23 protein-coding genes are annotated in these 25,124 nt (G+C 70.8%); 15 read left to right on the forward strand and 8 right to left on the reverse strand.

The window, feature by feature from the left end; genetic code table 11:
- Positions 1 to 34 precede the first annotated feature (34 nt).
- On the forward strand, positions 35 to 2,098 hold the full coding sequence (locus ACWZJV_RS13260; RefSeq protein WP_457181778.1) for an acyltransferase family protein: 2,064 nt from the start codon (positions 35 to 37) through the stop codon (positions 2,096 to 2,098).
- Here ACWZJV_RS13260 and ACWZJV_RS13265 read toward each other — a convergent pair.
- From ACWZJV_RS13265 to ACWZJV_RS13275, 3 genes are all read right to left on the reverse strand, one after another.
- Positions 2,095 to 3,390: an MFS transporter gene (locus ACWZJV_RS13265; RefSeq protein ID WP_457181779.1), complete on the reverse strand. Its 1,296-nt coding sequence runs from the start codon at positions 3,388 to 3,390 to the stop codon at positions 2,095 to 2,097. The genes ACWZJV_RS13260 and ACWZJV_RS13265 overlap by 4 nt on opposite strands.
- Before the next feature lie 180 nt (positions 3,391 to 3,570).
- On the reverse strand, positions 3,571 to 4,494 hold the full coding sequence (locus tag ACWZJV_RS13270) for a serine hydrolase (RefSeq protein ID WP_457181780.1): 924 nt from the start codon (positions 4,492 to 4,494) through the stop codon (positions 3,571 to 3,573).
- The gene (locus ACWZJV_RS13275) at positions 4,491 to 5,369 is read right to left on the reverse strand and encodes a LysR family transcriptional regulator (RefSeq protein ID WP_457181781.1); all 879 of its coding nucleotides are present in this window, start codon (positions 5,367 to 5,369) and stop codon (positions 4,491 to 4,493) included. The genes ACWZJV_RS13270 and ACWZJV_RS13275 overlap by 4 nt, the downstream gene beginning before the upstream one ends.
- 107 nt (positions 5,370 to 5,476) lie before the next feature.
- On the opposite strand from ACWZJV_RS13275, the gene bla reads away from it, so the two are divergent.
- Positions 5,477 to 6,361 (forward strand): class A beta-lactamase, encoded by an 885-nt coding sequence (gene bla / locus ACWZJV_RS13280; RefSeq protein ID WP_457181782.1) that lies wholly within the window; start codon positions 5,477 to 5,479, stop codon positions 6,359 to 6,361.
- Between the two features lie 111 nt (positions 6,362 to 6,472).
- Here bla and ACWZJV_RS13285 read toward each other — a convergent pair whose 3' ends face one another.
- Positions 6,473 to 7,354 carry an SDR family oxidoreductase gene (locus ACWZJV_RS13285; protein WP_196876230.1) on the reverse strand — a complete coding sequence of 294 codons (882 nt, stop codon included), beginning with the start codon at positions 7,352 to 7,354 and terminating at the stop codon, positions 6,473 to 6,475.
- A 112-nt stretch (positions 7,355 to 7,466) separates the two neighbouring features.
- Between ACWZJV_RS13285 and ACWZJV_RS13290 the strand changes: the two genes are divergently transcribed.
- From ACWZJV_RS13290 to yidC, 5 genes are read left to right on the forward strand one after another with little or no spacing between them, the layout of a single operon-like run.
- On the forward strand, positions 7,467 to 8,210 hold the full coding sequence (locus tag ACWZJV_RS13290; RefSeq protein WP_457181783.1) for an enoyl-CoA hydratase family protein: 744 nt from the start codon (positions 7,467 to 7,469) through the stop codon (positions 8,208 to 8,210).
- A complete protein-coding gene (locus tag ACWZJV_RS13295) occupies positions 8,207 to 9,277 on the forward strand; it encodes an NAD(P)H-dependent flavin oxidoreductase (protein ID WP_457181784.1) in 1,071 nt (356 codons plus the stop codon). The genes ACWZJV_RS13290 and ACWZJV_RS13295 overlap by 4 nt, the downstream gene beginning before the upstream one ends.
- 16 nt (positions 9,278 to 9,293) lie before the next feature.
- Positions 9,294 to 9,863, forward strand: coding sequence for a GNAT family N-acetyltransferase (locus tag ACWZJV_RS13300; protein WP_457181785.1), 570 nt, complete (start codon positions 9,294 to 9,296; stop codon positions 9,861 to 9,863).
- 35 nt (positions 9,864 to 9,898) lie between these two features.
- Positions 9,899 to 10,186 carry a hypothetical protein gene (locus ACWZJV_RS13305; RefSeq protein ID WP_008355158.1) on the forward strand — a complete coding sequence of 96 codons (288 nt, stop codon included), beginning with the start codon at positions 9,899 to 9,901 and terminating at the stop codon, positions 10,184 to 10,186.
- Positions 10,187 to 10,242: 56 nt separating this feature from the next.
- Positions 10,243 to 11,055: a membrane protein insertase YidC gene (gene yidC, locus ACWZJV_RS13310; protein ID WP_457181786.1), complete on the forward strand. Its 813-nt coding sequence runs from the start codon at positions 10,243 to 10,245 to the stop codon at positions 11,053 to 11,055.
- 21 nt (positions 11,056 to 11,076) lie between these two features.
- On the opposite strand, the gene ACWZJV_RS13315 is transcribed toward yidC, so the two are convergent.
- The 3 genes from ACWZJV_RS13315 to ACWZJV_RS13325 form a co-directional block, all read right to left on the reverse strand.
- Positions 11,077 to 12,225 (reverse strand): acetyl-CoA C-acetyltransferase, encoded by a 1,149-nt coding sequence (locus ACWZJV_RS13315; protein ID WP_457181787.1) that lies wholly within the window; start codon positions 12,223 to 12,225, stop codon positions 11,077 to 11,079.
- Between the two features lie 143 nt (positions 12,226 to 12,368).
- Positions 12,369 to 13,163, reverse strand: coding sequence for an SDR family oxidoreductase (locus ACWZJV_RS13320; RefSeq protein WP_008355163.1), 795 nt, complete (start codon positions 13,161 to 13,163; stop codon positions 12,369 to 12,371).
- Positions 13,160 to 14,338 carry an acyl-CoA dehydrogenase family protein gene (locus tag ACWZJV_RS13325; protein ID WP_008355165.1) on the reverse strand — a complete coding sequence of 393 codons (1,179 nt, stop codon included), beginning with the start codon at positions 14,336 to 14,338 and terminating at the stop codon, positions 13,160 to 13,162. The genes ACWZJV_RS13320 and ACWZJV_RS13325 overlap by 4 nt, the downstream gene beginning before the upstream one ends.
- A gap of 47 nt (positions 14,339 to 14,385) precedes the next feature.
- Between ACWZJV_RS13325 and ACWZJV_RS13330 the strand changes: the two genes are divergently transcribed.
- Genes ACWZJV_RS13330 through ACWZJV_RS13355 form a run of 6 tightly spaced genes read left to right on the forward strand, consistent with a single transcriptional unit; the run spans position 14,386 to position 19,825 of the window.
- Positions 14,386 to 15,216 (forward strand): enoyl-CoA hydratase, encoded by an 831-nt coding sequence (locus tag ACWZJV_RS13330; protein ID WP_040754611.1) that lies wholly within the window; start codon positions 14,386 to 14,388, stop codon positions 15,214 to 15,216.
- A complete protein-coding gene (locus ACWZJV_RS13335; RefSeq protein WP_008355168.1) occupies positions 15,213 to 16,349 on the forward strand; it encodes an acyl-CoA dehydrogenase family protein in 1,137 nt (378 codons plus the stop codon). The genes ACWZJV_RS13330 and ACWZJV_RS13335 overlap by 4 nt, the downstream gene beginning before the upstream one ends.
- On the forward strand, positions 16,346 to 17,308 hold the full coding sequence (locus ACWZJV_RS13340) for an acyl-CoA dehydrogenase family protein (protein ID WP_008355170.1): 963 nt from the start codon (positions 16,346 to 16,348) through the stop codon (positions 17,306 to 17,308). The genes ACWZJV_RS13335 and ACWZJV_RS13340 overlap by 4 nt, the downstream gene beginning before the upstream one ends.
- Positions 17,305 to 18,258 carry an acyl-CoA dehydrogenase family protein gene (locus ACWZJV_RS13345; RefSeq protein WP_457181788.1) on the forward strand — a complete coding sequence of 318 codons (954 nt, stop codon included), beginning with the start codon at positions 17,305 to 17,307 and terminating at the stop codon, positions 18,256 to 18,258. Before ACWZJV_RS13340 ends, ACWZJV_RS13345 begins: the two co-directional genes overlap by 4 nt.
- Complete coding sequence (locus tag ACWZJV_RS13350) at positions 18,255 to 19,079, forward strand: CoA transferase subunit A (RefSeq protein WP_457181789.1); 825 nt, start codon at positions 18,255 to 18,257, stop codon at positions 19,077 to 19,079. Before ACWZJV_RS13345 ends, ACWZJV_RS13350 begins: the two co-directional genes overlap by 4 nt.
- The gene (locus ACWZJV_RS13355) at positions 19,076 to 19,825 is read left to right on the forward strand and encodes a CoA-transferase subunit beta (RefSeq protein WP_457181790.1); all 750 of its coding nucleotides are present in this window, start codon (positions 19,076 to 19,078) and stop codon (positions 19,823 to 19,825) included. The genes ACWZJV_RS13350 and ACWZJV_RS13355 overlap by 4 nt, the downstream gene beginning before the upstream one ends.
- Before the next feature lie 178 nt (positions 19,826 to 20,003).
- Here the strand turns inward: ACWZJV_RS13355 and ACWZJV_RS13360 are convergent, their stop codons facing one another.
- On the reverse strand, positions 20,004 to 20,621 hold the full coding sequence (locus ACWZJV_RS13360) for a TetR/AcrR family transcriptional regulator (RefSeq protein ID WP_457181791.1): 618 nt from the start codon (positions 20,619 to 20,621) through the stop codon (positions 20,004 to 20,006).
- A gap of 46 nt (positions 20,622 to 20,667) precedes the next feature.
- Between ACWZJV_RS13360 and ACWZJV_RS13365 the strand changes: the two genes are divergently transcribed.
- A complete protein-coding gene (locus ACWZJV_RS13365; RefSeq protein WP_457181792.1) occupies positions 20,668 to 22,203 on the forward strand; it encodes an AMP-binding protein in 1,536 nt (511 codons plus the stop codon).
- Between the two features lie 71 nt (positions 22,204 to 22,274).
- A complete protein-coding gene (locus tag ACWZJV_RS13370; protein WP_457181793.1) occupies positions 22,275 to 25,097 on the forward strand; it encodes an FG-GAP-like repeat-containing protein in 2,823 nt (940 codons plus the stop codon).
- Positions 25,098 to 25,124: the final 27 nt, after the last annotated feature.

Below are 25,124 nucleotides of genomic sequence, written 5' to 3' on the forward strand. Positions count from 1 at the left end.
CCCCCGGGTCACCGGCCACCCTTACCGTGACCCGATGCCGCAGCCGCCGTCGTCTCAGCGCATCGCCGAGATCCACGGGCTGCGGGGGCTGGCGCTGGCGCTCGTGGTGGTTTTCCACCTCTTCGGCAACGGCCGCGTCTCCGGCGGCGTCGACGTCTTCCTGGCGCTGACCGGGTTCCTCGTCACCCGGTCGCTGGTCCGCCGGGTCACCTCGTCGGAGCTCCACCTGGCCGACCACTACGGGCGTACGTTCCTGCGGCTCTCGGCTCCCATGCTGGTCGTGCTGGCCGGGACGGCGGTGCTGATGGTGGCGGTCATGCCCCGGTCGATGTGGAGCTCGACCTTGCGGGAGATCGCTGCGTCGGCTGCGTACGTCCTGAACTGGGAGATGATCCGGTCCCAGCTCGCCTACGGGGCGGCCGGGCCGAGTGCGAGCCCGCTGCAGCACTTCTGGTCGCTGGCCGTGCAGGGGCAGTTCCTGCTGGTCTGGCCGCTGGTCGTGGTCGTTCTCGGACGGCTGGCGCGGCGGCGGCTCCGGCTGGTGATGGCCGTCGCCGTCGCGCTGGCGACGGTGGCCTCGTTCGTCTTCGCGTGGCGGCTCGGGGCGGCCGATCAGCAGGTGGCGTACTTCCACTCCTGGGCGCGCTTCTGGGAGCTCGGTGCGGGCGCGCTGATCGCGCTCGGGCTCGACCGCCTGCGCCCGCCGGTGGTGGTGCGTCCGGTGCTCGCCTGGCTCGGGCTGGCACTCGTCGCGAGCTCGGGGTTCGTGCTCGACGGCGCCGCCCTGTTCCCCGGCCCTTGGGCGCTGTGGCCGGTCGGCGGGGCGCTGCTGGTCGTGATCGGCTCCGGGTCCTCTGCTCGATGGGGCCCGCAGCATCTCCTCGCCGTCAGGCCGCTGCGGTTCGTCGCCGACATCTCCTTCCCGCTCTACCTGTGGCACTGGCCGCTGCTGGTGGCGTGGCTGAGCTGGACGTACGCGACCCGCACCAACCTGCTCGCTGCAGCCGTGGTCCTGTCCGGATCGGCGGTGCTGGCCTGGCTCACCCATCGGTACGTCGAGCGGCCGGTCACTCGGATCGGGGCGCCGTTCACCGGCGTGGTGCGGCTCGTGACGGTCCCCGTGGTGCTCGGCCTGGTCGTGGGCGGCACGCTGGTGGTCACCGATGAGGTGGAGCGGCAGGATGCCGCCCGGAAGGCGGCCGCGGTCGAGGCCGCCGAGCGCTACGCGGGCTGCATCGGCGCCGCCGCGCTCGACCCGGCGCTCACCGACTGCGAGCGCCCGTCGACGCTGGTCGACGCGAGCCTGGGCTACCAGGCTCCGGACGGGTCGGCGTGCTGGTCCAACAAGGAGCGGCCGGTCGAGCTGAGGATGTGCACGCTCGGCCCGAAGACCGGCTACACCCGGCGGCTGCTCGCCATCGGCGACTCCCACAACCACCAGTTCGTGCCCGCCTACCGCGCCATCGCCGAGAGCCGCGGCTGGCGCATCGACGTGGCCGGCCGGGCCGGCTGCCACTGGAACGCCCGGGACCGCGTCGGCACACCGGCGGCGAGCGTCGAGCTGTGCGACCAGTGGAAGCGGAAGCTGGCGGCGTACATCGCCTCGGAGGAGGGGATCGACGCGTACGTCGTGGTCCACTCCAGCCTGGTGAAGGTCGAGGCCTCGCCCGGTGAGAGCGAGGTCGAGGCGCTCAGCCGCGGGATGGCGGACGCGTGGGCGACCAGGCCGGACCCGTCGGTGCCGGTGATCGCGGTCCAGGACTCGCCCATCTTCGAGGGCAGCAGCGCGCTCTTCGCACGGGTGGTCCAGCCGTGCATCGACGACCACGGGCTGGCGGCCTCGGCCGAGTGCTCACGGCGTCGCAGCAGGGTCGTACGCGACGACGGGAGCCTGGGCGCCACCCGGCTGGCCGAGAACGCCCATCACGTCGACCTCACCTCCTACTTCTGCGCGAGAAGGCGGTGCTCGCCGGTCGTCGGCAACCTGGAGGTCTACCTCGACGGCTTCCACATCTCCCCGCTCTATGCGGAGACGCTGGCGCCCTACCTCGGCGAGCGGATCGCCCGGATCCTGCGCCGATCCCCCGGTTCGAGCTAGGCGGCGGCCGGCTCGGGCTCGTTCTCGTGCGGGAAGTGGGTCTCCTTGAAACGTACGGCCATCCGGGTCGACGGACCCATCGCGGCCGCGGCGGCGACGATGATCGCGCCGATCACGATCCAGCCGGCACCGCTGTAGAACTCGGGGTGCCAGCCCATGGCGAGGAAGGTGAACAGGGCCGGCGCCCAGGCGCCGCCGAGCTGGCGGCCGATGCCGGCGACGCCCTCGTACTCACCTCGCCTGGCCGGGTCCATGAGCTCCGCCTGGAAGGCCCAGCCGGCCGAGCCGATGGCCAGCTCGGCGCCGGTCACGGCCACGTGGCCGACCCAGACCAGGAAGATGGTGAGGATGCCGCGGGTGTCGTGGGTGACCAGCGTAATCGCGCAGGCGGCGACGAAGAACCCGCTGCTCCACCAGACGCGCCGCAACGCGTCACGGACGCTGTGGACGCCCTTCGAGGTGTAGGCCGGGAGGATGATGCACAGCACCGTGTTGGTCGCGAAGAGCCAGGCCAGCAGCCAGCGTGGCGAGTCGGTGTATTCGACCAGCCACAGCGGGATCACGGTGTGCAGCAGCACCTGGTTGGACCACAGCGTGCCGGTGAAGGTCGTCACCAGGAGCCAGCCGACGTTGCGCAGGGCGCCCGGGCCGGGCAGCTTCTCGGTGACCTCGCCGGCCGCGCGGCGCTCGTCGTGGGGCGCCTTCGGCAGCCGGGTGATCCAGACCGAGTTGGCGATCCCGATCGCCAGCGCGAAGAACGGCACGCCCCACTTGAGCACCGCGTCGGTGTCCATCGCGAGCGCGACGCCGGCGATCAGGGCACCGATGGTGAAGCCGAGGTTGAGGCTGGAGTACATGAACGCCTGCGTCTCGACCCGCTCCTTGTCGGGGAGCACATCGAGGACGTACGCGTTCCGGCCGGCGCCGCCCGCGTTGTTGACCACCTCGAAGACGACGATGACGGCGAGGTAGGCCCAGAAGCCGTGGATGAACGGCATCGTCGCGAACATCAACGCGCTGATCAGGGCGCTGATCGCCCAGATCCGCTTCGGGCCGATGACGTCGGCCAGACGGCCCATCGGGTAGGCGGTGAGGAAGCTCGCGATCCCGGCGACGGTCAGCCCGACACCGATCTGCGCCGGGCTCAGGCCGACGAACGCGACGAGGTAGAACGCGGCCGCGGTGTTGAACGTCCCGTCCCCCGCTGCGAAGAGCAGCGACTGCGTCGCCAGACGCTTCGACAGCGGCGTCGGCGGGATCAGGTTGTGGAGGAAACCGGGCAATGCGGGCACCGGCATATTCCATCACCGCTACCGGACGAGAAGCATCCGGTTTATTGCCGAGGCGGCGGTCCGGTCGGCCGAGGCGTCAGGCGCGTCGGCCGAGGTGGCATCGGGTGACGATTCGAGCGACGTACGTGACGCCTCGGGCGACGTACGTGACGTCTCGGCCGACGTACGTGACGCCTCGGCTCAGGGGCGACGGGAGGCGAGGGCGTCGACGGCGTCGCGGGCGGTGGCGGCGATGGCGAGGTCGACGTCGTTCTGGATCCGGGCGGTGCGGTCGGAGTCGGTGAGCACGGCGATGGCGACCCGGCCGCCGGGGTGGGTGACGACGGCGATCTCGTGCCGCAGGGTGAGGAAGCCGCCGGTCTTGCCGGCGAGCTGGATGTCGTCGGCGAGCAGGTCGGCGGCGATCCGGTGGGTGAAGACCTGCTTGCCCATCAGGCGTCGCACCATCTCGGTCGCCTCCGGCTTGGCGATCTCGTCCCGCCAGGTGCGCTCGAGCAGGTCGACGCAGGCGCGCGGCGAGCCGACCGTGGCGCGCTCGACGTCGAGCGAGTCGATGACGTGCCGGCCGCCCGGCCGCCGTCCCTCGACCGCGAGCTGGGTGGCGAGGGCGAAGTCGTGGCCGGCGACGCGGGTGGCGTAGTCGTACATCGGCTGCATCCGGTGCCGCACCCGCAGCCCCTCGACGCCCCACTCGGCGAGCTGTTCGTCGACCTCGCGCGGGGTGACGAGATCGAAGAGCGCGTCCGCGGCGGCGTTGTCGCTGAGGCCGAGCATCATCAGCATCAGGTCGGCGACGGAGCAGGTCGCGTCGTGGGTGAAGGCCGAGAGGCCGTACGGCCCGTAGCTCCGCTCCGCCGCGGCCAGCGTCACCATCGTGGCGCCGTCGATCTCGCCACCGGCGATCCTGTCGGCCACGACCAGGGCCAGCGGCACCTTGGCCACCGACGCCAGCGGCATCGGCCGGTCGACGCCGATCCCGATCTCGAGGCCGGTGTCGACGTCACGGGCCAGGAAGGCAGCCCGGACCTGGAGGTCCCGGAAGCGCTCCGCGGCGACGTCGGCCAGGTCGATCAGACCTCGGTCGCTGCCGACCAGCGGGCTCACTCGGCACCTGCTTCGGGGGCACCGAGGCTCGCGCCGAGCAGCGCGAGCGCCTGCTCCCGCACGGGCCCGGCGGCCAGCGGTCCCGGCACCGGCGGCTGCTCGACCAGCCGGTGGCCGCGGCGTACCGGGTCGGTGAAGGGCGACCAGCTCAACCCGTACGTCACGGCCTCGTGCCGCGCGCAGATGAGAGTCCCGCGTCCCGCCAGGCTCTCGGCCACCGCAAGCGGGTGCGGCGCGCGCCGCAGGGTGGCCGGTCCGATGCCGGCCCGGTCCGCCTGTCGTCGCAGGCGGTCGTCGGGGTCGTCCAGGTCTCGTGGGAGGGCCAGCACCTGCGTACGTCCTCGTCCTCCGGCTCGGCGGGGCCGGAGCGCGCTCAACGACACCGGGCCCGTCGTGGGGCCGGAAGCGGCGGGAGCGGTCGCGGCGCCGAGCGGGGTCACCCAGGTGGCCGCGTCCGGGTCGCACGCCTCGACCGTCCAGGCCGCCGACTCCGGCGTCTCGTCGGTCGAGGTCGCGAGGCGTACGTCGACGCCTTCCTCCTCCAGCAGCGCGACCAACCGTGCCAGGGGCGCGGGATCGCAGCCGGACGGCACCGCGACCACGAAGGGCTCCCGGTCGTGCCGGCGGATGTTTCGGAGCAGGTGGTCCGCCTGATCGATCAGGTGCCGGGCCCGCGGCAGCAGCGCCGCACCGGCCGGGGTGAGCGCGATCTGGCGCCGGCTGCGGTCGAGCAGCTCCACGCCGAGCTCCCGCTCGAGGGCACGCAGGCGACGGCTGAGGAGCGGCTGGTCGACACCCAGCTCCAGGGCGGCCTCGGAGACGCTCATCTCGTCGGCGACCGCGGTGAAGCCGCGCAGGTGAAGCAGTAGGTCCACGCGTACAGGATGGCTGATCGCCGCCACCTCGTCCCATGTCGGCGGTGCATACGTCCATGCCGGATCGTCCTTGGACGCCGTCGCGGCGAGGGGGTCACGATGCCCGCATGACTCACCCGATCCTCAGCCGCCGCACCCTTCTCGGCGGAGCCGCCACAGCCGCCGCCGCCGCCGTCGCCGCGACCGGAGCCGGCAGCTCCGTGGCGTACGCCGCCGACAGCCCCTCGATCGCCGCCCTGGAGCAGAAGCACCAGCGTCACCTCGGCGTCTGGGCGAAGAACATCCGGACCGGACGCGTCATCGAGCACCGAGCCGACGAGCGCTTCCCGATGCTGTCGACCTTCAAGACGCTGCTCGTGGCGGCGATCCTGCGCGACCTGCCGGCGCGTACACTCCAGCAGCGCCTGACCTGGGAGGCGAGCGACGTCGTCGTGAACTCGCCGATCACCTCGCTCACCGTCCGTAACGGCCTCACCGTCGCGCAGCTCGCCGAGGCGACGATGACGCGGTCCGACAACACCGCGGCCAACGAGCTGCTCCAGCTCATCGGCGGCCCGGCCGGTGTGACCTCCTTCGCCCGGTCGCTCGGCGACACCGTCAGCCGGCTCGACCGCTGGGAGCCCGACCTCAACAGCGCGATCCCGGGCGACCCGCGCGACACCACCTCGCCGCGCGCGATCGCCCTGACCTACACGAAGCTGGTGCTCGGCGACGCCCTCGACCGCGGTGACCGGGACCAGCTGATCACCTGGATGCTCGCCAACCAGTCGACCGTCACCCGGTTCGGTGCCGGGGTTCCCGTCGCCTGGCGGCTCGCCGACAAGACCGGCGGTGGCGACTACGCCTCGCGGAACGACGTCGGCGTCACCTGGACCCCCGACGGTGCCCCGATCGTCATCGCCGCCCTCACTCGCTCCGACGACCCCACCGCTGCGCCGCTCGACGCCCCGCTCGCAGACATCGCGGCGACCGTCTGTGCGGAGCTCGGCTGATCGGCCGCGCGAGCTGTAACACGCCGTTCGTAGGACTTCTCGCCCTATCAGAACGACCGGATAGTCCTACGAACGACGTGTTACACGTGCGGCGGTCGGATCTCGGCCGGCCTAAGCCCCGTACACCGGCTCCGGCTCCGGCGCCTCACCCAGCAGCTTGCGGAGCGCGGGACCGACATCGCCAGCCACCCACCGAGCCCCAGCGTCGGCGGAGGGGCCGTGGGCCCAGCCGTTCTCGACGGTGATCTGCGGACCGTCGATCTCGATGACCCGGCCGGTGATGTCGCGGGCGTCCTCGGAGGCGAGCCAGGCGACGACCGGTGAGTTGTCCTCGGGGAGCGCCATCGCGGAGGTGTCGAAGGCGCCCTCGGTCATCCGGGTCTTCGCGACCGGTGCGATGGCATTGACGGTGACCCCGTAGCGGGCCATCTCGGCGGCGGCCACGAGCGTCAGCCCGGCGATCCCGGCCTTGGCGGCCGAGTAGGTGCCCTGCCCGATCGAGCCCTGCAGACCCGCGCCGGAGGAGGTGTTGACGACCCGGGCCTCCCGCTGACGTCCGGCCTTCGACTCCGCCCGCCAGTACGCACCCGCGTGCCGCAGCGTCGCGAAGTGGCCCTTGAGGTGCACCCGGATGACCGCGTCCCACTCCTCCTCGGAGGTGTTGACGAGCATCCGGTCGCGTACGAAACCGGCGTTGTTGACGAGGATGTCCAGCCCGCCGTACGTCTCGACGGCCTGTCGCACCATCGCCTCGGCAGCCGCGAAGTCGGCCACGTCGGCGGCGTTGGCAACCGCCTCCCCACCTGCAGAGACGATCTCGTCAACGACCTGCGAAGCGGGCGACTCACCGGTGCCCTCACCCGCCAGCGAGACCCCGAAGTCGTTGACGACCACCTTCGCGCCGTGGCGGGCGAGCTCGAGCGCGTGCGCCCGGCCGATCCCCCGCCCCGCTCCGGTGACGATCGCGATCCGGCCGTCCAACAGTCCGGTCATGTGAGTGCTCCCTGCGTCGATACGTACGTCGTCCTTGCCAGCTTGAACCAAGCAACTGCTAGGCTACCAAGCAATCGCTAGGTTAGGCAGTGCAGAGTCAAGGACGGACGCCATGGGCATCTCCACCGAGATCACCGACGAGCAGATCGCCGTCGTCACGATGAACCACCCGCCGGTGAACGCGCTGCCGGTGAAGGGCTGGTTCGAGGTCGCCGACGCGGTCACGACCGCCGCCCAGAACGGCGCGAGGGTCGTGATCCTGCGCGCCGAGGGCAAGGGCTTCAACGCCGGCGTCGACATCAAGGAGATGCAGCAGATCGAGGGGTTCGAGGGCATCCTCGGCGCCAACCGCGGCTGCTACGCCGCCTTCAAGGCGATCTACGAGTGCCCGGTCCCGGTCATCGCCGCGGTCAACGGCTTCTGCCTCGGCGGAGGGGTCGGGCTGGTCGGCAACGCGGACACGATCGTGGCCAGCGACGACGCCTTCTTCGGCGTACCCGAGGTCGACCGCGGAGCCCTCGGCGCCGCCACCCACCTGAGCCGGCTGGTGCCGCAGCACATGCTGCGTACCCTCTACTTCACCGCGCAGACCATCACCGCCCAGCGCCTCCACGAGCTCGGCTCGGTCCATCAGGTCGTCCCGCGGGAGGAGCTCGACGAGGCCGCGCTCGAGGTCGCCAGGCAGATCGCGAAGAAGGACCCGCAGGTGATCCGCGCGGCCAAGGCCGCACTCAACGGCATCGACCCGGTCGACGTGAACGCCTCCTACCGCTTCGAGCAGGGCTTCACCTTCGAGCTCAACCTCGCCGGTGTCGCCGACGAGCGCCGCGACGCCTTCGTGAAGGACGGACGATGAGCACCGCACAGACATTCCGTACGCCGCTGACGGACCTGACCGGTGTCGACCACCCGATCGTGCAGACTGGCATGGGCTGGGTCGCCGGCCCGCGTCTCGTCTCGGCCACCGCGAACGCGGGCGCGCTCGGCATCCTGGCCTCGGCCACGATGACCCTCGACGAGCTCGAGAAGGCGATCGTCGAGGTCAAGGGGCGCACCGAGAAGCCGTTCGGCGTCAACCTGCGCGCCGACGCCTCCGACGCTCCCGACCGCTGCCAGTTGCTCATCGACCACGACGTGAAGGTCGCGAGCTTCGCCCTCGCGCCCAAGCCCGAGCTGATCAGCAAGCTCAAGGAGCACGACATCGTCGTGATGCCGTCGATCGGCGCGGCCAAGCACGCCAAGAAGGTCGCCGGCTGGGGCGCCGACATGGTGATGATCCAGGGTGGCGAGGGCGGCGGCCACACCGGTGCGGTCCCGACGACCCTCCTCCTCCCGAGCGTCCTCGACGCCGTCGACATCCCCGTCGTCGCGGCGGGCGGCTTCTTCGACGGCCGCGGTCTCGCCGCGGCCCTCTCCTACGGCGCGGCCGGCATCGGCATGGGCACACGGTTCCTGCTCACCGCCGACTCCGCGGTTCCCGAGGACGTACGAAAGCGCTACCTGACCTTCGGCCTCGACGGAACCGTCGTCACCACGAAGGCCGACGGCATGCCTCACCGCCTGCTGCGCACGGAGTTCATCGACACGCTCGAGAAGGAGGGCGTGACCGCGAAGCTCCTCCGCACCCTCAAGCGCACCCGGCAGTTCAAGGAGATGTCCGGCCTGCCCTGGCGGACACTCATCAAGGACGGACGGAGCATGGTCCACGGCGGCGACCGCACCTGGGCTGAGGTCGTCCTGGCCGCCAACACCCCCATGCTGCTGCGCGCCGGACTCGTCGAGGGCGACACGAACGCCGGGATGCTCTCCAGCGGCCAGGTCGTCGGTCTCCTCGACGACCTGCCCACCTGCGAGGAGCTCGTCGACCGCATCGTCACCCAGGCCGTGGACCGCCTCAAACAAGTGGACGCGACCCGGGCCTGAGCATCAGGCTGGCCCCATGACGATCGAGGTTCGCCCGGCGACCGTGTTCGAGGACGTACGCACCCTCGTCGGCCCCAAGCGCCCCGACGCCAGCGTGTGCTGGTGCCTGAGCTACCGGATCCCGTCGACGATCAACAACAAGATGCGCGGCCAGGAGCGCGGGGAGTACGTACGAAACCTGCTCTCCGACGGTCCGCTGGGCGTGCTCGCCTACGACGGCGACGAGCCGGTCGGCTGGGCCGCCGTCGCCCCGCGCGCGGACACCACCTTCGCCCGCAACCGGAAGATCCCGCACGTCGACGACCTGCCGGTGTGGTCGGTGTGGTGCATCCGGGTCCGGCCGGGCCACCGCGGCCAGGGCATCTCCCACACGCTCATCGAGGGTGCGGTCGAGTTCGCGCGCGACCGCGGCGCCCCCGCCATCGAGGCCTACCCGCTCGACAACCAGGGCGCCAAGGTCGACCTGACGATGGCGTACGCCGGGCTCCGCAAGAACTTCGAGGCGGCGGGCTTCACCTGGGCCGCCGACACGACCTCGGTCCTGGCAGGTCACCCACGCGTGCTGATGCGGCGCGACCTGAGCTGACGACCCGGTTGACCAGGATCGCTACACTGACCTGCGTGAACACCGAGACGAGCCGCGTACGCATTGCGCTCGTCGCACTTTTCACGCTGATGCTCCCGGCGCTGATGAGCGTCGACCCCGAGCAGGCGCTGCTCACCATCGCCGTCTCGACCGCGCTCGCGGCCGTCGCGGTCGGATCGATCCACGGCATCAGCGCGTTCGCCCTGGTCAGGGCCCGTTCCACGGTCCCTCCGGACGTATCCGACGGACCTCACCATCTCGCTGCCCGGGTCACCGACCCGGTGTGCTCCCCGCGCCGCCCGCGCGCTCCTGAGCAGGTCTGACCGCTCGCCCACCGGCGAGCCCGTCAGCCCTACCCACTCACCTCAGGAGCACACCCATGTCCGTTCTCGCCCCGTTGTCGCACGCCCTCGCCGCCGTCCTCGCCGGCGCCCATCACGCCCTGTCCTTCGCCGGTTCCAACGCCAGCTGGCTGCTGGCCATCGCCGCCGTCGTGGTGCTGGTCAGGCTCGTCCTCCTGCCGCTCGCGATCCGCGGCGTACGCCACGCCCACGCCTCCGCCCGGGCCCGGCCGCAGCTCCAAGCACTGACGAAGAAGTATCAGAAGAAGACGGCGAAGGGCAGCGCCAGCCAGGCCGACATGATGGCGATGATGGAGGAGCGCCGGAAGATCAACGAGGAGCACGGCGTACCCCGCTTCGCCATGCTCGCCGCCTTCGCCCAGCTGCCCATCTTCCTGGCGCTCTACCACCTGCTCTCCGACGTCAGCCGGAGCAACCCGGTCGGCGCGATGAACGACTCGCTGGTCGACTCGCTGGGCGCCGCCACCTTCCTCGGCACGCCACTGACCGGCCACGGCTACCTCTCCGGCGACACCACCCACCTGGTGATCACCCTCGGCCTCGCCGCCACCGCCGCCGCGGTCAGCTACCTCAGCCAGCGCCTGTGGGTGCTGCCCAACATGGTCCGCACCGACATGCCCGAGTCGATGCTCCGGATCCAGGAGCTCATGCCCGTCATCTCCGCCGGCGGCATGCTCCTCGCCGGCAGCACCGTCCCGCTCGCCCTGCTCGTCTACTGGGTCGTCAGCGGCCTGTGGACCGCCGGGCAGGCCGCGGTCATCCACCGCTGGTTCCCCACCCCCGGCTCCCCCGCCGCCGAGCGGCGGACGCTCAGGTTGCAGCCGGCCTGACCCGGTCGGTCAGGCCAACCTTCAGAGCCGCTCGATGATGGTGACGTTCGCCTGACCGCCGCCCTCGCACATGACCTGCAGGCCGTAACGACCGCCGGTGCGCTCGAGCTCGTTGAGGAGGGTGGTCATCAGGCGGGTGCCGGTGGCGCCGATGGGGTGGCCGAGGGCGATGCCACCGCCGTTCACATTCACCTTCGAATGCGGGACGTCGAGCTCCTTCATCCACGCCAGGACGACGGAGGCGAAGGCCTCGTTGCACTCGAACAGGTCGATGTCGTCGACAGTCAGACCCGTCTGGGCCAGGGCATGACGAGTCGCCTCGATCGGGCCGGTGAGCATCCAGACGGGGTCGTCGCCGCGGACCGAGAGGTGGTGGATCCGGGCTCGCGGGGTGAGGCCGAAGGTGCGTACGGCCGCCGCCGAGGCCACCAGCAGCGCCGAGGACGCGTCGCAGATCTGCGAGGCGACGGCCGCGGTGATCCGTCCGCCGGGAGCGAGCGGCTCCAGCGCGGCCATCTTCTCGAGGGACGTGTCGCGCGGGCACTGGTCGACAGCGAAGTCACCGACCGGCACGATCTCCCGGTCGAACCGGCCCTCCGCGATCGCGGTCTTGGCGCGCTGGTGCGAGGCCAGCGCATAGGCCTCCATGTCCTCACGGGAGATGTCCCACTTCTCCGCGATCATCTCGGCGGAGCGGAACTGGGAGACCTCCTGGTCGCCGTAGCGCTTCACCCAGCCCGGCGACTCGGCGAACGGCGTGGTGTAGCCATATTGCGCTCCCACCAGCATCGCCGCCGAGATCGGGATCGCGGACATGTTCTGCAGCCCACCGGCGACGACCAGATCCTGCGTACCCGACATCACCCCTTGAGCCGCGAAGTGCACCGCCTGCTGCGAGGAGCCGCACTGCCGGTCGATGGTCACGCCGGGTACGTGATCGGGCAGCCCGGCCACCAGCCACGCCGTCCGCGCGACGTCGCCGGCCTGCCCGCCGATGGTGTCGCAGCAGCCCATGATCACGTCGTCGACGGCCCCCGCGTCGATCCCGGTGCGGTCCACGAGCGCGGCCAGCGAGTGGGCGCCGAGATCGGCCGGATGAATCCCTGCCAGCGCCCCGCCTCGCTTCCCCACAGGCGTACGAACCGCGTCGATGATGAATGCCTCAGGCATCAGATCTCCTCTTCATAACCGCTGGTCGAGCCGCCGGAGCCGCTAGGCGGAGGCGCGTCGAGACCAACACGGTCGCGTCGGCGCTCGATAGGACTGTGTTGGTCTCGACACGCTCGCTTCGCTCGCGGCTCGACCGGCGCGGGCTAGGCATGTTGGCTGCTCACCGAGACGACCTCGCCGGTCATGTAGGACGAGTAGTCGCTGGCCAGGAAGACCATGACGTTGGCGACCTCCCACGGCTCGGCGGCGCGGCCGAAGGCTTCGCGACCCTTGAGCTCGACGAGCAGCTCGGGCGAGGTGACCTTCTCCAGGAAGGGGTGCATCGCCAGTGACGGCGAGACCGCGTTGACCCGGATCCCGTGCGGCGCCAGGTCGGCGGCGGCGGAGCGGGTCAGCGCCATCACCCCGGCCTTGGCCGCGGCGTAGTGCGCCTGCCCCTCCTGCGCCCGCCAGCCGATCACGGAGGCGTTGTTGACGATCACGCCGCGCTTCCCGGCGGCGACGAACCGCTGTCCGACCGCCCGGATGCACCGGAACGTCCCGGTCAGGGTGATGTCGAGAACCTTCGCCCATTGCTCGTCGGTCATCTCCAGCACGGAGGCGGTCCCGCCGAGGCCTGCGTTGTTGATCATCACGTCGACGCCACCGAAATGTGCGGCGGCGTCGAGCAGCGCCTGGACCTGGTCCTCCTGGGTGACGTCGCAGGTCACGGCCGTGATCCGGTCCTCGCCGAACTCCTCGGCAAACGCGTCGCGCGACTCCTTGAGCCGCCGCTCGTGGGTGTCGGACATGACGACCGCCTTCGCACCCTCCTCGAGCACCTTCCGCACCACCGCCGCCCCGATCCCGGCACCGGCGGCCGCGGTCACGACGACGACCCGCCCCTCGAGGAGCGAGTGGCCGGCGACGTACGCGGGGGTGGGCTGTTCCGGCTTCATGCACGGGCCTCTCGTGGCAGGCCGAGGACGCGTTCGGCGATGATGTTCCGTTGGATCTCGTCCGAGCCGCCGTAGATCGTGTCGGCGCGGGAGAAGAGGTAGAGCGACTGCAGCCGGTCGAGCGCGTAGTCGTCTCCGGTGGTCAGCCCGGCGAGACCGACGGCGTCCATCGCCAGCTCGCCGAGGTCGCGGTGCCACCGGGCCCAGAGCAGCTTGGAGACGCTCGCCTCGGGGCCTGAGGAGCCGGAGTCGTACGCCGAGAGCGTTCGCAGCGCGTGCAGCCGGAGCACCTCCAGCCCGACGTGGGCCTGGGCGAGTCGCGCGGCGATGCCGGGGTCGTCGATGGTGCCGTTGGCACGCGCGGCCTCCTCGACCGTCTCCAGCTCGCGCGCGAAGCCGACCTGCTGGCCGATCGTGGAGACGCCGCGCTCGAACCCGAGGGTCGCCATCGCGACCTTCCAGCCGTCGCCGGGCTCGCCGACCACCAGGTCCGCGGCGGTGACCGCGCCGTCGAAGAAGACCTCGTTGAACTCGGAGGTGCCGGTGAGCTGCTGGATCGGTCGTACGTCGACCCCGTCCTGCGCCATCGGCACGAGCAGGTAGGACAGCCCGTGGTGGCGCTCGGAGCCGGGCGTCGTACGGCACACGACGAAGCACCAGTCGGACAGGTGGGCGTTCGACGTCCAGACCTTCTGGCCGTCGACGACCCACCGGTCGCCGTCCAGCCGCGCGCGGGTCCGCACACCGGCCAGGTCGGAGCCGGCGCCGGGCTCGGAGTAGCCCTGGCACCACAGCTCCTCCACCGCGACGATCTTGGGCAGGAACCGCTCCTGCTGGGCCACGGTGCCGTGCGCGATCAGGGTCGGCCCGAGCAGCTCCTCGCCGAGGTGGTTGATCCGGACCGGGGCATCCGCGCGGGCGTACTCCTCGTGGAAGATCACCTGCTGGAACAGCGGCAGGCCGCGGCCGCCGTGCTCCTCGGGCCAGCCCAGGCACGTCCACCCATGTGAAGCCAGGTAGCGGTTCCACGCCAGCCGGCCCTCGTACGACTCGTGGTCGCGCCCGTTGCCGCCAGTACCGCGCAGCGCGGCCCACTCGCCGGCCAGGTGGTCGGCGAGCCACTCGCGCACCTCGGCACGGAACGCCTCGTCCTCGGCGGAGTAGGTCAGGTCCATGCCGGACAACCTACCAAACCAAGCACTTGTTTGGTAGCGTCTGCGGCATGACTGAGGACGTCGTGACGTACGAGAGCCACGGGCCCGTAGCGGTGGTGCGGCTGAACCGGCCCGAATACCGCAACGCCCAGAACTCGAAGGTGACCTACGCGCTCGACGCGGCGTTCACGCGGGCGACCAACGACGACGAGATCAAGGTGATCGTCCTCGGAGGCAACGGCAAGCACTTCTGCGCCGGCCACGACATCGGCACCCCGGGCCGCGACATCGACGAGAGCTTCGAGCGCAAGGCCGTGATGTGGTGGGACCACGTCGGCAAGGAGGGCGTCGACGCCCGCTTCGCGCGCGAGTCCGAGGTCTACCTCGGCATGTGCCGCCGCTGGCGTGAGCTGCCGAAGCCGACCATCGCGATGGTGCAGGGCGCCTGCATCGCCGGCGGCCTGATGCTGGCCTGGTCCTGCGATTTCATCGTCGCCTCCGACGACGCCTTCTTCTCCGACCCGGTGGTCAAGATGGGCATCCCCGGCGTCGAGTACTTCGCCCACCCGTGGGTCACCAACCCCCGCGCCGCCAAGGAGATGCTCTTCACCGGCGGCCGCTTCTCCGCTTCACAGGCGGAGACCTGGGGGATGGTCAACCACGTCGTACCCCGTGACGACCTCGAGACCGAGACACTGGCGCTCGCGGGGCGGATCGCCGAGATGCCGCGCCTGGGCCTGGCCCTGGCCAAGAAGGCGGTCAACCAGGCCGAGGACCTGATGGGCATGCGCGCCGGGATGGACTCGGTCTTCGGCCTCCACCACGCCGCGCACGCACACAACGCCGAGGTCGGCAAGGACTCGCTCGCGGGGATGGACGCGAGGTCGATGAAGTCATGACCCTGGAGTTCACCGAGGCTGAGGAGGCCTTCCGGCTCGAGGCGCGCGAGTGGCTCGCCGCCCACAACCCCGGCCGGCTGCCGTCGATGGACACCGCCGAGGGCGCCGCGGCGCACCGGGAGTGGGAGCGCACCCTGGCCTCCGGTCGGTGGTCGGTGGTGGCCTGGCCCGAGGCCTACGGCGGTCGCGACGCGTCGCTCACCGAGTGGGTCATCTTCGAGGAGGAGTACTACCTCGCCGGCGCCCCGACGCGGATCAGCCAGAACGGCATCTCGCTGCTCGCGCCCATCATCTTCGGCCACGGAACCGAGGCGCAGAAGGAGCGCTATCTGCGCGACATGACCGACGGCACCCTGGTCTGGGCGCAGGCGTGGTCCGAGCCGGAGGCCGGTTCCGACCTGGCCTCGCTCCGGGCGACCGCGACCCAGGTCGAGGGTGGCTGGAGGCTCAACGGCCAGAAGACCTGGAGCAGCCGGGCGCCCTTCGCCGACCGTGGCTTCGGACTCTTCCGGAGCGATCCGTCCGCGGAGCGGCACCGGGGCCTGACGTACTTCCTGTTTCCGCTCGACGCCGACGGCGTCACGGTCCGGCCGATCGACCAGCTCGACGGGACGCCCGGGTTCGCGGAGATCTTCTTCGACGACGTCTTCGTGGCCGACGACGACGTCCTCGGCGGGGTCGGGGACGGCTGGAAGGTCGCGATGTCGACCGCGGGCAACGAGCGGGGTCTGTCGCTGCGTTCGCCCGGGCGGTTCTGTGCGGCAGCGGAGCGGCTGGTCGCGCTCTATCGCGATCGTGGTCCCGACAAGCTCGACCATCTGGGGTCCGAGGTGGTCGACGCGTGGATCGGCGCCGAGGCCTACCGCCTCTACACCTGGGGCACCGTCACCCACGTCGAGGCCGGGGGCTCGGTCGGCGCCGAGGGCTCGATCAACAAGCTGTGGTGGTCCGAGCTCGACCTCTCGCTGCACGAGACCGCCCTCTCGCTGCTCGGCGCCGACGCCGAGCTCGCCGGTCCGTGGGCCGACGACTACCTCTTCTCCCTGTCCGGCCCGATCTACGCCGGCACCAACCAGATCCAGCGCAACATCGTCGCCGAGCGCGTGCTCGGCCTGCCGAGGGGTGGCCGATGAGGTTCGGACGTACGCCGGAGCAGCACGCCTTCTCCGAAGCACTCGACGACCTGCTCGGTGCCGCCGACGTCTCGGCGGCGTCGCGCGCCTGGGCGGCCCGTGACCACTCGGCGGGGCTGAAACTGTGGCAGCGGCTTGCCGAGCTCGGTGTCACCGGGCTGCTGGTGCCGGAGGAGGACGGCGGCCTGAGCGCATCCGCCGTAGACCTGACCGTCGCCTTCGAACGGCTCGGCTACCACGGCGTTCCCGGCCCCTGGATCGAGTCCGTCGCCCTCGCTCCGCGACTCCTGCCCGGTACTCCCGACGCGGAGCTCCTCGCACGGCTGGCCCCGGGCGAAGCGCTGGTCGCGGTCGCCCCGGGGACACGGGCGCTCGACGCCGATGTCGCCGAGCGGACCTACGCGCTCGGCGCGACTCTGCGCCGAGCGGAACCCGGTGCCGAGCGGACGTCGGTCGACCCGACCCGGCGGCTCTTCGAGGTCACCGCCGGCGAGGAGATCGCCACGATCGACCCGGCGCCGGCACTCGATTTCGGCACGCTCGCCTGCTCCGCCCAGCTCCTCGGCGCGGGACTGAGACTCCTCGACGACTCGGTCGCCTATGTGAAGCAGCGCACGCAGTTCGGGCGCCGGATCGGCGAGTTCCAGGCGGTCAAGCACCTGCTCGCCGACGTACGCGTCGCCCTGGACTTCGCGGCCCCGCTGGTGCACAACGCGGCCGTCGAGCTCGACGCCGAAGCGCCGACGGCGGCCCGAGCGGTCTCGGCCGCGAAGGTCGCGACCGGCGACGCCGCCTACCTCGCCTCACGCACCGCGCTCCAGGTCCACGGTGCGATCGGCTACACCCGCGAGTTCGACCTGAGCCTGTGGATCTTGAAGGTGCGCGCGCTGGTGGGTGCCTGGGGCACCCCTGCCGAGCATCGCGCCCGGATCCTCGAGTCGCTGGTGGAGGCGCGATGAGGTTCGCGCTGACCGAGGAGCAGACCGACCTGGTCGCGACTGTGCACACGCTGATCGCCAAGCGCGCCGCGTCGATGGACCGGCGGGCAGCGATCGCCTCGCCCGAGGGCTACGACACCACCCTGTGGCAGACGCTGACCGAGCAGATCGGGGTCACCGCGTTGGCCGTCCCGGAGGCGTACGGCGGGGTCGGCTGCACCTACATCGAGGCGCATCTCGTCCTCGAGGAGCTCGGCGCCACGCTCACGCCGTCGCCGTTCGTCGGCACGCTGCTGGCGACCCAGGTCCTGGCCGCCGTCGGGACCGCGGCCGCCGGTGAGCTGCTGGAGCGGATCGCCGCCGGGACCACGGCCGCCGCGGTGGTCCCCGGCTCCGACCTCGTCGTCGATGCCGTCGGCGCGGAGATCCTCCTCGTGCTGCGCGGCGACCAGGTCCACGCGGTGGATCCCTCGGCGGTCACGGTCACCGAGACCCCCGCGATGGACCCGACCTGGAGGTTCGCGACGGTCACCGTCGACGCTCCCGGCGACCCCATCGGCACGGTCGACCCGGCGTACGCCACCACCGTCGGCGCCACCATGATGACCGCGCTCCAGGCCGGCGCCGCTCGCGAGGCGCTGGAGCGTACGGTCGCCTATCTCAAGGAGCGTCACCAGTTCGGTCGTCCGCTCGGCTCGTTCCAGGCGCTCAAGCACCGGTGCGCCGACCTGCTCGTCCAGGTCGAGACGGCCAGGACGATGAGCTGGGCAGCGGCCTGGGAGCTGACGCAGCCCGCACCCGATCGACGTCTCATCCACGCCGCCAAGACCTGGTGCTCCGACGCGTTCTCGCAGGTCGCGGCCGAGATGATCCAGCTGCACGGCGGGGTGGCGATCACCTGGGAGCACGACGCCCACCTCTACTTCAAGCGCGCCCACGCCACCGCCCAGCTCTTCCGAGGAGACACGTGAACAAGACTCCGCTCGACAAGACATTGCCCCTCACCGAGGTCGCCGGCAAGCTCGAGTCCGGGATGACCATCGGCATCGGCGGCTGGGGCTCGCGCCGCAAGCCGATGGCCCTGGTCAAGGAGATTCTCCGCAGCGACATCACCGACCTGACCGTGGTCGCGTTCGGCGGCCCCGACGTCGGCCTGCTCGCCCGCGCCGGGAAGATCCGCAAGCTGGTCTACGGCTTCGTCAGCCTCGACTCGATCCCGCTCGACCCCAACTTCACCCGCGCCCGCGAGCGCGGCGAGATCCCGGAGACGAGCGAGTACGACGAGGGCATGTTCGTCGCCGGTCTGCGAGCAGGCGCCAATCGGCTCAGCTTCCAGCCCATCCGCGCCGGCCTCGGCAGCGACGTGTTGGCGATGAACCCGGACCTCAAGACGGTGCGGTCGCCCTATGACGACGAGGAGTACGTCGCCGTCCCCGGCCTCCGCCTCGACGTCTCCCTCATCCACCTCAACCGCGCCGACGCGGCCGGCAACGGGCAGTACCTCGGCCCCGACCCCTACTTCGACGACCTCTTCGCGATGGCCGCCGACACCACGATCCTGTCGGTCGAGCAGATCGTCTCCACCGACGACCTGACCGCCAAAGCCCCGCCGCAGACGCTCCTGGTCCCCCGGATCTTCGTCAACCACGTCGTCGAGGCGCCCGGCGGCGCCCACTTCACCAGCTGCGACCCCGACTACGGCCGGGACGAGGAGTTCCAGAAGGCGTACGTCGCCGCAGCCAAGTCCGAGTCCGACAGCGACTGGACCGAGTTCGAGGAGCGCTACCTGTGACCACCCAGACCATCACTCGGGCCGACATCTGCGTCGCCGCCGTCTCCGACGCCTTCAAGGGCTCCGGCGAGGTGCTCGCCCACGCCGTCGGGATCGTCCCGGCCATCGGCGTACGTCTCGCCAAGGCCACCCACACCCCCGAGCTCGCGCTCAGCGACGGCGAGGCGTTCATGATGGCCGAGGCTCCCCCGCTGCTGAAGACCGCGGCGGCCGGCGGCACCCCCGAGGCCTGGGTGCCGTTCCGCAGCATCTTCGACATCGTCGCCAGCGGCCGTCGGCACTCGATGATGGGCGCCAGCCAGATCGACCGCTACGGCAACCAGAACATCTCCTCCATCGGCGACTGGCGGCAGCCCAAGCGTCAGCTGATCGGCGTACGCGGCGCTCCGGGCAACACCGTCAACCACCGTGTCGACTACTGGGTCGCCAAGCACTCCGCCCGGATCTTCGTCGACCGCGTCGACGTCGCCAGCGGCGTCGGCAACGACCGCGCCACCGGCACCGCGGGCCGCTTCCACGACCTCGGTGTCATCGTCACCAATCTCGCCGTCTTCGGCTACGACGACTCCGGGCTCGTCAAGGTCGTCTCGATCCACCCCGGCGTCACCCCCGAGGAGCTCCAGGAGGCCACCGGCTTCCCGATCGACACCACCGACGCACCCCTCACCCGCGAGCCCACAGCGGACGAGCTGAAGATCATCGAGGCGGAAGACCCCAAGGGCCTCCGCTTCAAGGAAGTCCACTAACCCCTCGCCCCACCCCGCCGGTCGAGCCGCCGGAGCCGCTAGGCGGAGGCGTGTCGAGACCAACACGGTGCCATCGAGCGCAGAGGGGACCGTGTTGGTCTCGACACGCTCGGCCGCAGGCGGCCTCGCGGCTCGACCAGCGGTGGAAGCGGCCTCGCGGCTCGACCAGCGGTGGGGGTCAGGCGAGGATGCCCGCGTGGAGCAGCTTCAGATACTGCTCCGAGAGCGTCTCGGGGGTGTGGCGGCCGCCCGGGCGATACCAGGAGACCGTAGACCAGACGCCGTCGCGGATGAACCGGTAGGTCAGCGCGGGATCGAGCGAGGCCTGGAAGACGCCCGAGGCCTGGCCGGCCTCGATGACCCGGATCCACAGCGCCTCGTTGTCACGCGAGCGCTCGGCGACGAACTCGAAGCCTTCGACGGTCGCGAGGAAGGATGCCTCGTTCTGGTAGAGCGCGACGGCGAGCCGTTCGTTGTGGATCGTCCGGAAGGACTCCGCGATCAGCCCGTCCAGGTCGGCCTGGGGGTCGATACCGGACTCGACGATCTCGGTGAACCGGGCGTTGAGCCCGTCGAGGAAGCCCGACAGCACCTCGGTCAGCATCGCCTCCTTGGAGCGGAAGTGATGGTAGAGCGAGCCCGAGAGGATCCCTGCGGCGTCCGCGATGTCGCGTACGGTCGTCTGGGAGAACCCCTTGGTCGCGAACATCTCGGCCGCCAGCGTGAGCAGCTCGGCCCGCCGCGACGACCCCGACGCCGTCCCCCGCCTTCTCGGCGCAACCCCCGTGTCAGTCATGGACGAAGTCTACCAAACAAGCAGTTGCTCAACTACGCTTGCCCGGGTGACCCCGCGCACGATCCCCGCCCTGCTCGAGAAGGCCAAGCAGACGTACGCCGACCACCCGGCGATCGTCGACGGCCCCACGACGCTCACCTACACCGAGCTCGCCGACGCGGCGGAGAAGGCGGCGCGCGCCTTCCTCGCCAGCGGCGTACGCAGCGGCGACCGGGTCGCGATCTGGGCGCCCAACCGCTGGGAGTTCCCGGTCGCGGTCCTCGGCGCCCAGACGATCGGGGCGGCCGTGGTGCCGCTGAACACGCGCTACCGGGGCCATGAGGCGCGCGAGATCCTCGAGCGGTCCCGCGCGACCGCACTGATCACCGTCAACGGCTTCCTCGGCACCGACTACGTCCAGATGCTCCACGACGCCGGCCCGCTCCCGGAGCACCTGCTCACCGTCGTCGACCTGGCGAGCGGCTGGGACGAGTTCCTGGCGAGAGGCGACGACACGACCGAAAAGCGTCTCTCGGACGCCAAAGCGACCGTCACCGCCGACACCCTCGCCGACCTGCTGTTCACGTCCGGCACCACCGGCAAGCCGAAGGGCGTGATGAGCGCCCAGCGCCAGACGATCGGCGTCGCCGACGTCTGGGCCCGCGGCGCCGCGCTCTCCCCCGACGATCGCTACGCCATCGTCAACCCGTTCTTCCACGGCTTCGGCTACAAGGCCGGCTTCATCGCCGCATTCACCGCGGGCAGCACGGTCTACCCGATCGCGACCTACGACCCCGCCCAGGCGCTGAAGCTGATCCAGGACGAGCGGATCACCGTCCTCCCCGGCGCCCCCACGATCTTCACGACGCTCATCAACCACCCCGACCTGAAGGCGTACGACCTCTCCTCGCTGCGCTTCGCGATCGCCGGCGCCGCGAGCGTCCCGGAGAGCCTCTTCGCCGACATGCGCGACATCCTCGGGATCGACGAGGTGAAGGGTGCGTACGGGCTCACCGAGTGCATGGTCGCGACCACCACCCGCCCCGGCGAGGACCCCGAGCACGTCGCCAAGGTCGTCGGCCCGGCCGTCGAGGGCCTCGAGATCCGCACGGTCACCGCGACCGGCGACGACGCCGAGCCCGGCGAGGACGGCGAGGTCTGGATCCGCGGCGACAACGTCATGCTCGGCTACTTCGAGAACCCGGAGGCCACCGCCGAGGCGATCGACGAGGACGGCTGGCTCCACACCGGCGACGTCGGCTACCTCGACGAGCACGGCTGCCTGAAGATCACCGACCGGATCAAGGACATGTTCACCGTCGGCGGCTTCAACGTCTATCCGGCCGAGGTCGAGAACACCCTCGCCGGCCATCCCGGCATCGTCGAGGCCGCGGTTATCGGCGTCCCCGACGCGCGCCTGGGTCAGGTGGGCAAGGCCTTCGTCGTCGTACGCGACGACCTGGACCCCGACACCATCGCGACCTGGCTCAAGGACCGCCTGGCCAACTACAAGCAGCCGCGGGCGTACGTGCTGGTCGACAGCCTTCCGCGCAACGCCAGCGGCAAGGTGCTGAAGACGGATCTGCGCCACACCTCGATATAGGCAGGACACCCTTCGGGGCGTGGGTATAGGTTTCCTCAGCCCGTATTTACTTTCCCCCACGGAGGCCTTCGATGCCCCGACGCGCCAAGATCGCGTCCATCTCCGGCACCACCCTCGTTCTCGGCGTGGCCGCAGTCGCGATCCCGCTGACGCTGAACTCCGCCACCGCCGAGCCGACCACGTCCGGCCCGCTGGCCGCGTTCGACGCCGCGAACCGGGAGCCGTCCACCCTTCCCGCCGGCCCGGTCGAGTCCCACGTCGAGGAGGTCGCACTGACCACCTCGACCGGCAAGGCGACCGAGCACGCGACAAAGGTCGACAAGCCCCGCACCGACGTCATCAAGAGCGACCCGCAGGACGTCACCGGCTTCGGCGTCGTCGGCGTGACCTGGTCCGGCGAGATCGCCGACGGCGTACGCCCCGAGATCCGCACCCTGAAGGACGGCGTGTGGTCCTCGTGGAGCCCGCTGGTGGTCGACGTCGAGGACCACGGTCCGGACGCCGGCACCGCGGAGGCCAAGGGGGTCCGCCCGGGCACCGACGAGTTCCTGGCCGGGCACGTCGACCAGGTGCAGACCCGGATCATCGTCCCCGACGCCGCCGAGATCCCCGGCGACCTCGAGCTCGCGGTGATCGCGCCGGGCAAGCCCGAGGAGACGGTCGAGGAGCTCCCCGAGATCGAGACCGACAAGGACAAGCCCCGGGCGACCAGCGTCCACGCCGGCAGCAAGGACTCCGACCTCAACCTGGTCGCGTCCACCTACACCTCGAGCCCGACGATCTACAGCCGTGCGCAGTGGGGCGCCGACGAGACGATCCGCGAGCAGACGGCCCCGAGCTACCGCCAGATCCACGGCGGTTTCGTCCACCACACCGCGGGCACCAACGACTACACCGAGACCGACGTCCCCAGCATCATCGAGGGCATCTACGAGTTCCACGTGAAGACCCGCGGCTACCGCGACGTCGGCTACAACTTCTTCGTCGACAAGTTCGGCCGCATCTGGGAGGGCCGCCACGGCGGCGTCGCGCTGCCGGTCGAGGGCGCCCACACCAGCGGCTACAACTACGACAGCTTCGGTGCGTCCGCACTCGGCTGCTTCGACACGGTCGCGGCCGGCTGCCCTGACGACACGGGCGCGACGCAAAACCAGCCCACGGAGGCGATGATCCAGGCGTACGGCTCTCTCTACGCCTGGAAGCTCTCGCTCCACGGCGTCACCGCCAACGCCACCAACGTGACGCTGACCAAGACCGACGGCACCAAGACGGTCTTCCCGCACGCGATCAACGGCCACCGCGACGCGGGCACGACCGTGTGCCCGGGCGCGAACCTCCAGGCCAAGCTCCCCGCCATCCGTACGCTTGCGGCCGGCCTGCAGAAGAGCTGGAGCGGCCGCGACCTGGAGTCCCACATCGCCGGCACGAGCCACTCCGACTTAGTGGCACGACGGGCGTCCGACGGCCGGATCTTCACGCTGCGTACGGGCGGGTTCGCCGGGTTCAACTCGACCAGGACGTCCACGACGGTCGGCAGCACCGTGCGCGAGGCCGTGGTCACCCCGGACATCACCGGCGACGGCAAGGCCGACCTGATCCAGGTCCGCGACGACGGCTCGGCCGGCATCCGCAAGGGCCGCGGCGACGGCACCTTCGCGGCGGTCTTCAAGAACCTCGGCAGGAGCACCTTCTCCGGGGTCTCCAAGATCACCGCGACCGGCAACATCGGCGGCACCTCGGCCAACGACCTGGTCGGCAAGAACGCGAAGGGCTACCTGGTCCGCTACACCGGCAACGGCTCCGGCGGATTCACCCGGGCAGGCAGCACGCGCTCGCTGAGCGGCTTCGACAAGCTCGCCGCCACCGGTGACGTCAACAAGGACGGCAAGCGCGACCTGATCGGCCGCAAGTCCGGTGCGCTCTACTACTTCAAGGGTTCCGGCTCCGGCACGTTCGGCTCGCCGGTCAAGCTCTCGACCCAGAGCCCGTCGTGGTCCTCGCTGGTCCAGATCAGCGGCTACGGCGATTTCACCGGCGACGGCCGCGGCGACCTGATCGGCCGGGACTCGTCCAACCGCGGGTGGATCTACCCGGCCTCCGGCTCGGGCTTCGGCAAGCCGCTGGGGCCGTACGCGGACGTCAACCGCACCCTCGTCGGCGCGGTCAACCTCGTCGGCAACAGCCTGCCTGACCTGGTGCTGAAGTCCGGCTCGACGCTCTACGTCAAGCCGAACAGCGGTCGGGTCAGCCTGGCCGCGCCGGTCGACAGCGGCATCACCCTGACGAGCGCCACCGCTCTGATGAACGCCGGCGACTGGAACCGGGACGGCAAGGGCGACTTCCTGGCCAAGATGTCCGACGGTTCCGTACGCCTCTACCGCGGCTACGGCACCGGCAAGTTCGCCAGCCCCGTCACGATCGCGACCGGGCTCGGCACGGTCAGCGTCATCGACGCGGTCGGCGACGTCACCGGCGACGGCTATCCGGACCTGATGGGCCGCGTCTCCGGTGGCACGATCAAGCTGTGGCCGGGCAAGGGCTCGACCCAGGTCGGCGCCTCGATCGTGATGCGCACCTCGGCAGCCGGCACCCGCCTGGTCGGCGTCGGGCGCTGGAACAGCAGCAACACCCCCGACGTGCTCTTCGTCAACGGCACCAGCACGGTCGTGCACGAGAGCAACGGGCCCGGCGGCCTGGTCTCCACGCAGACCCTGTCGATCAACCTGTCCGGCTATGACGCGGTGCTCGGCGTGCGCGATCTGCGGGCCGGCTCGGGCGGCGACCTGATCGTGCGGTCGGGCAGCTACATCTACGCGCTGGAGCGCAACAGCGCCGGCACCGGCGTGACCCGCACCTACCTGGGTGCGCTGTCGGGCTACAACCTGCTGGGCTGACCCGAGCTGTGAAGCCGAGAGTGGCCC

This window comes from Nocardioides sp. WG-D5 (assembly GCF_054031175.1).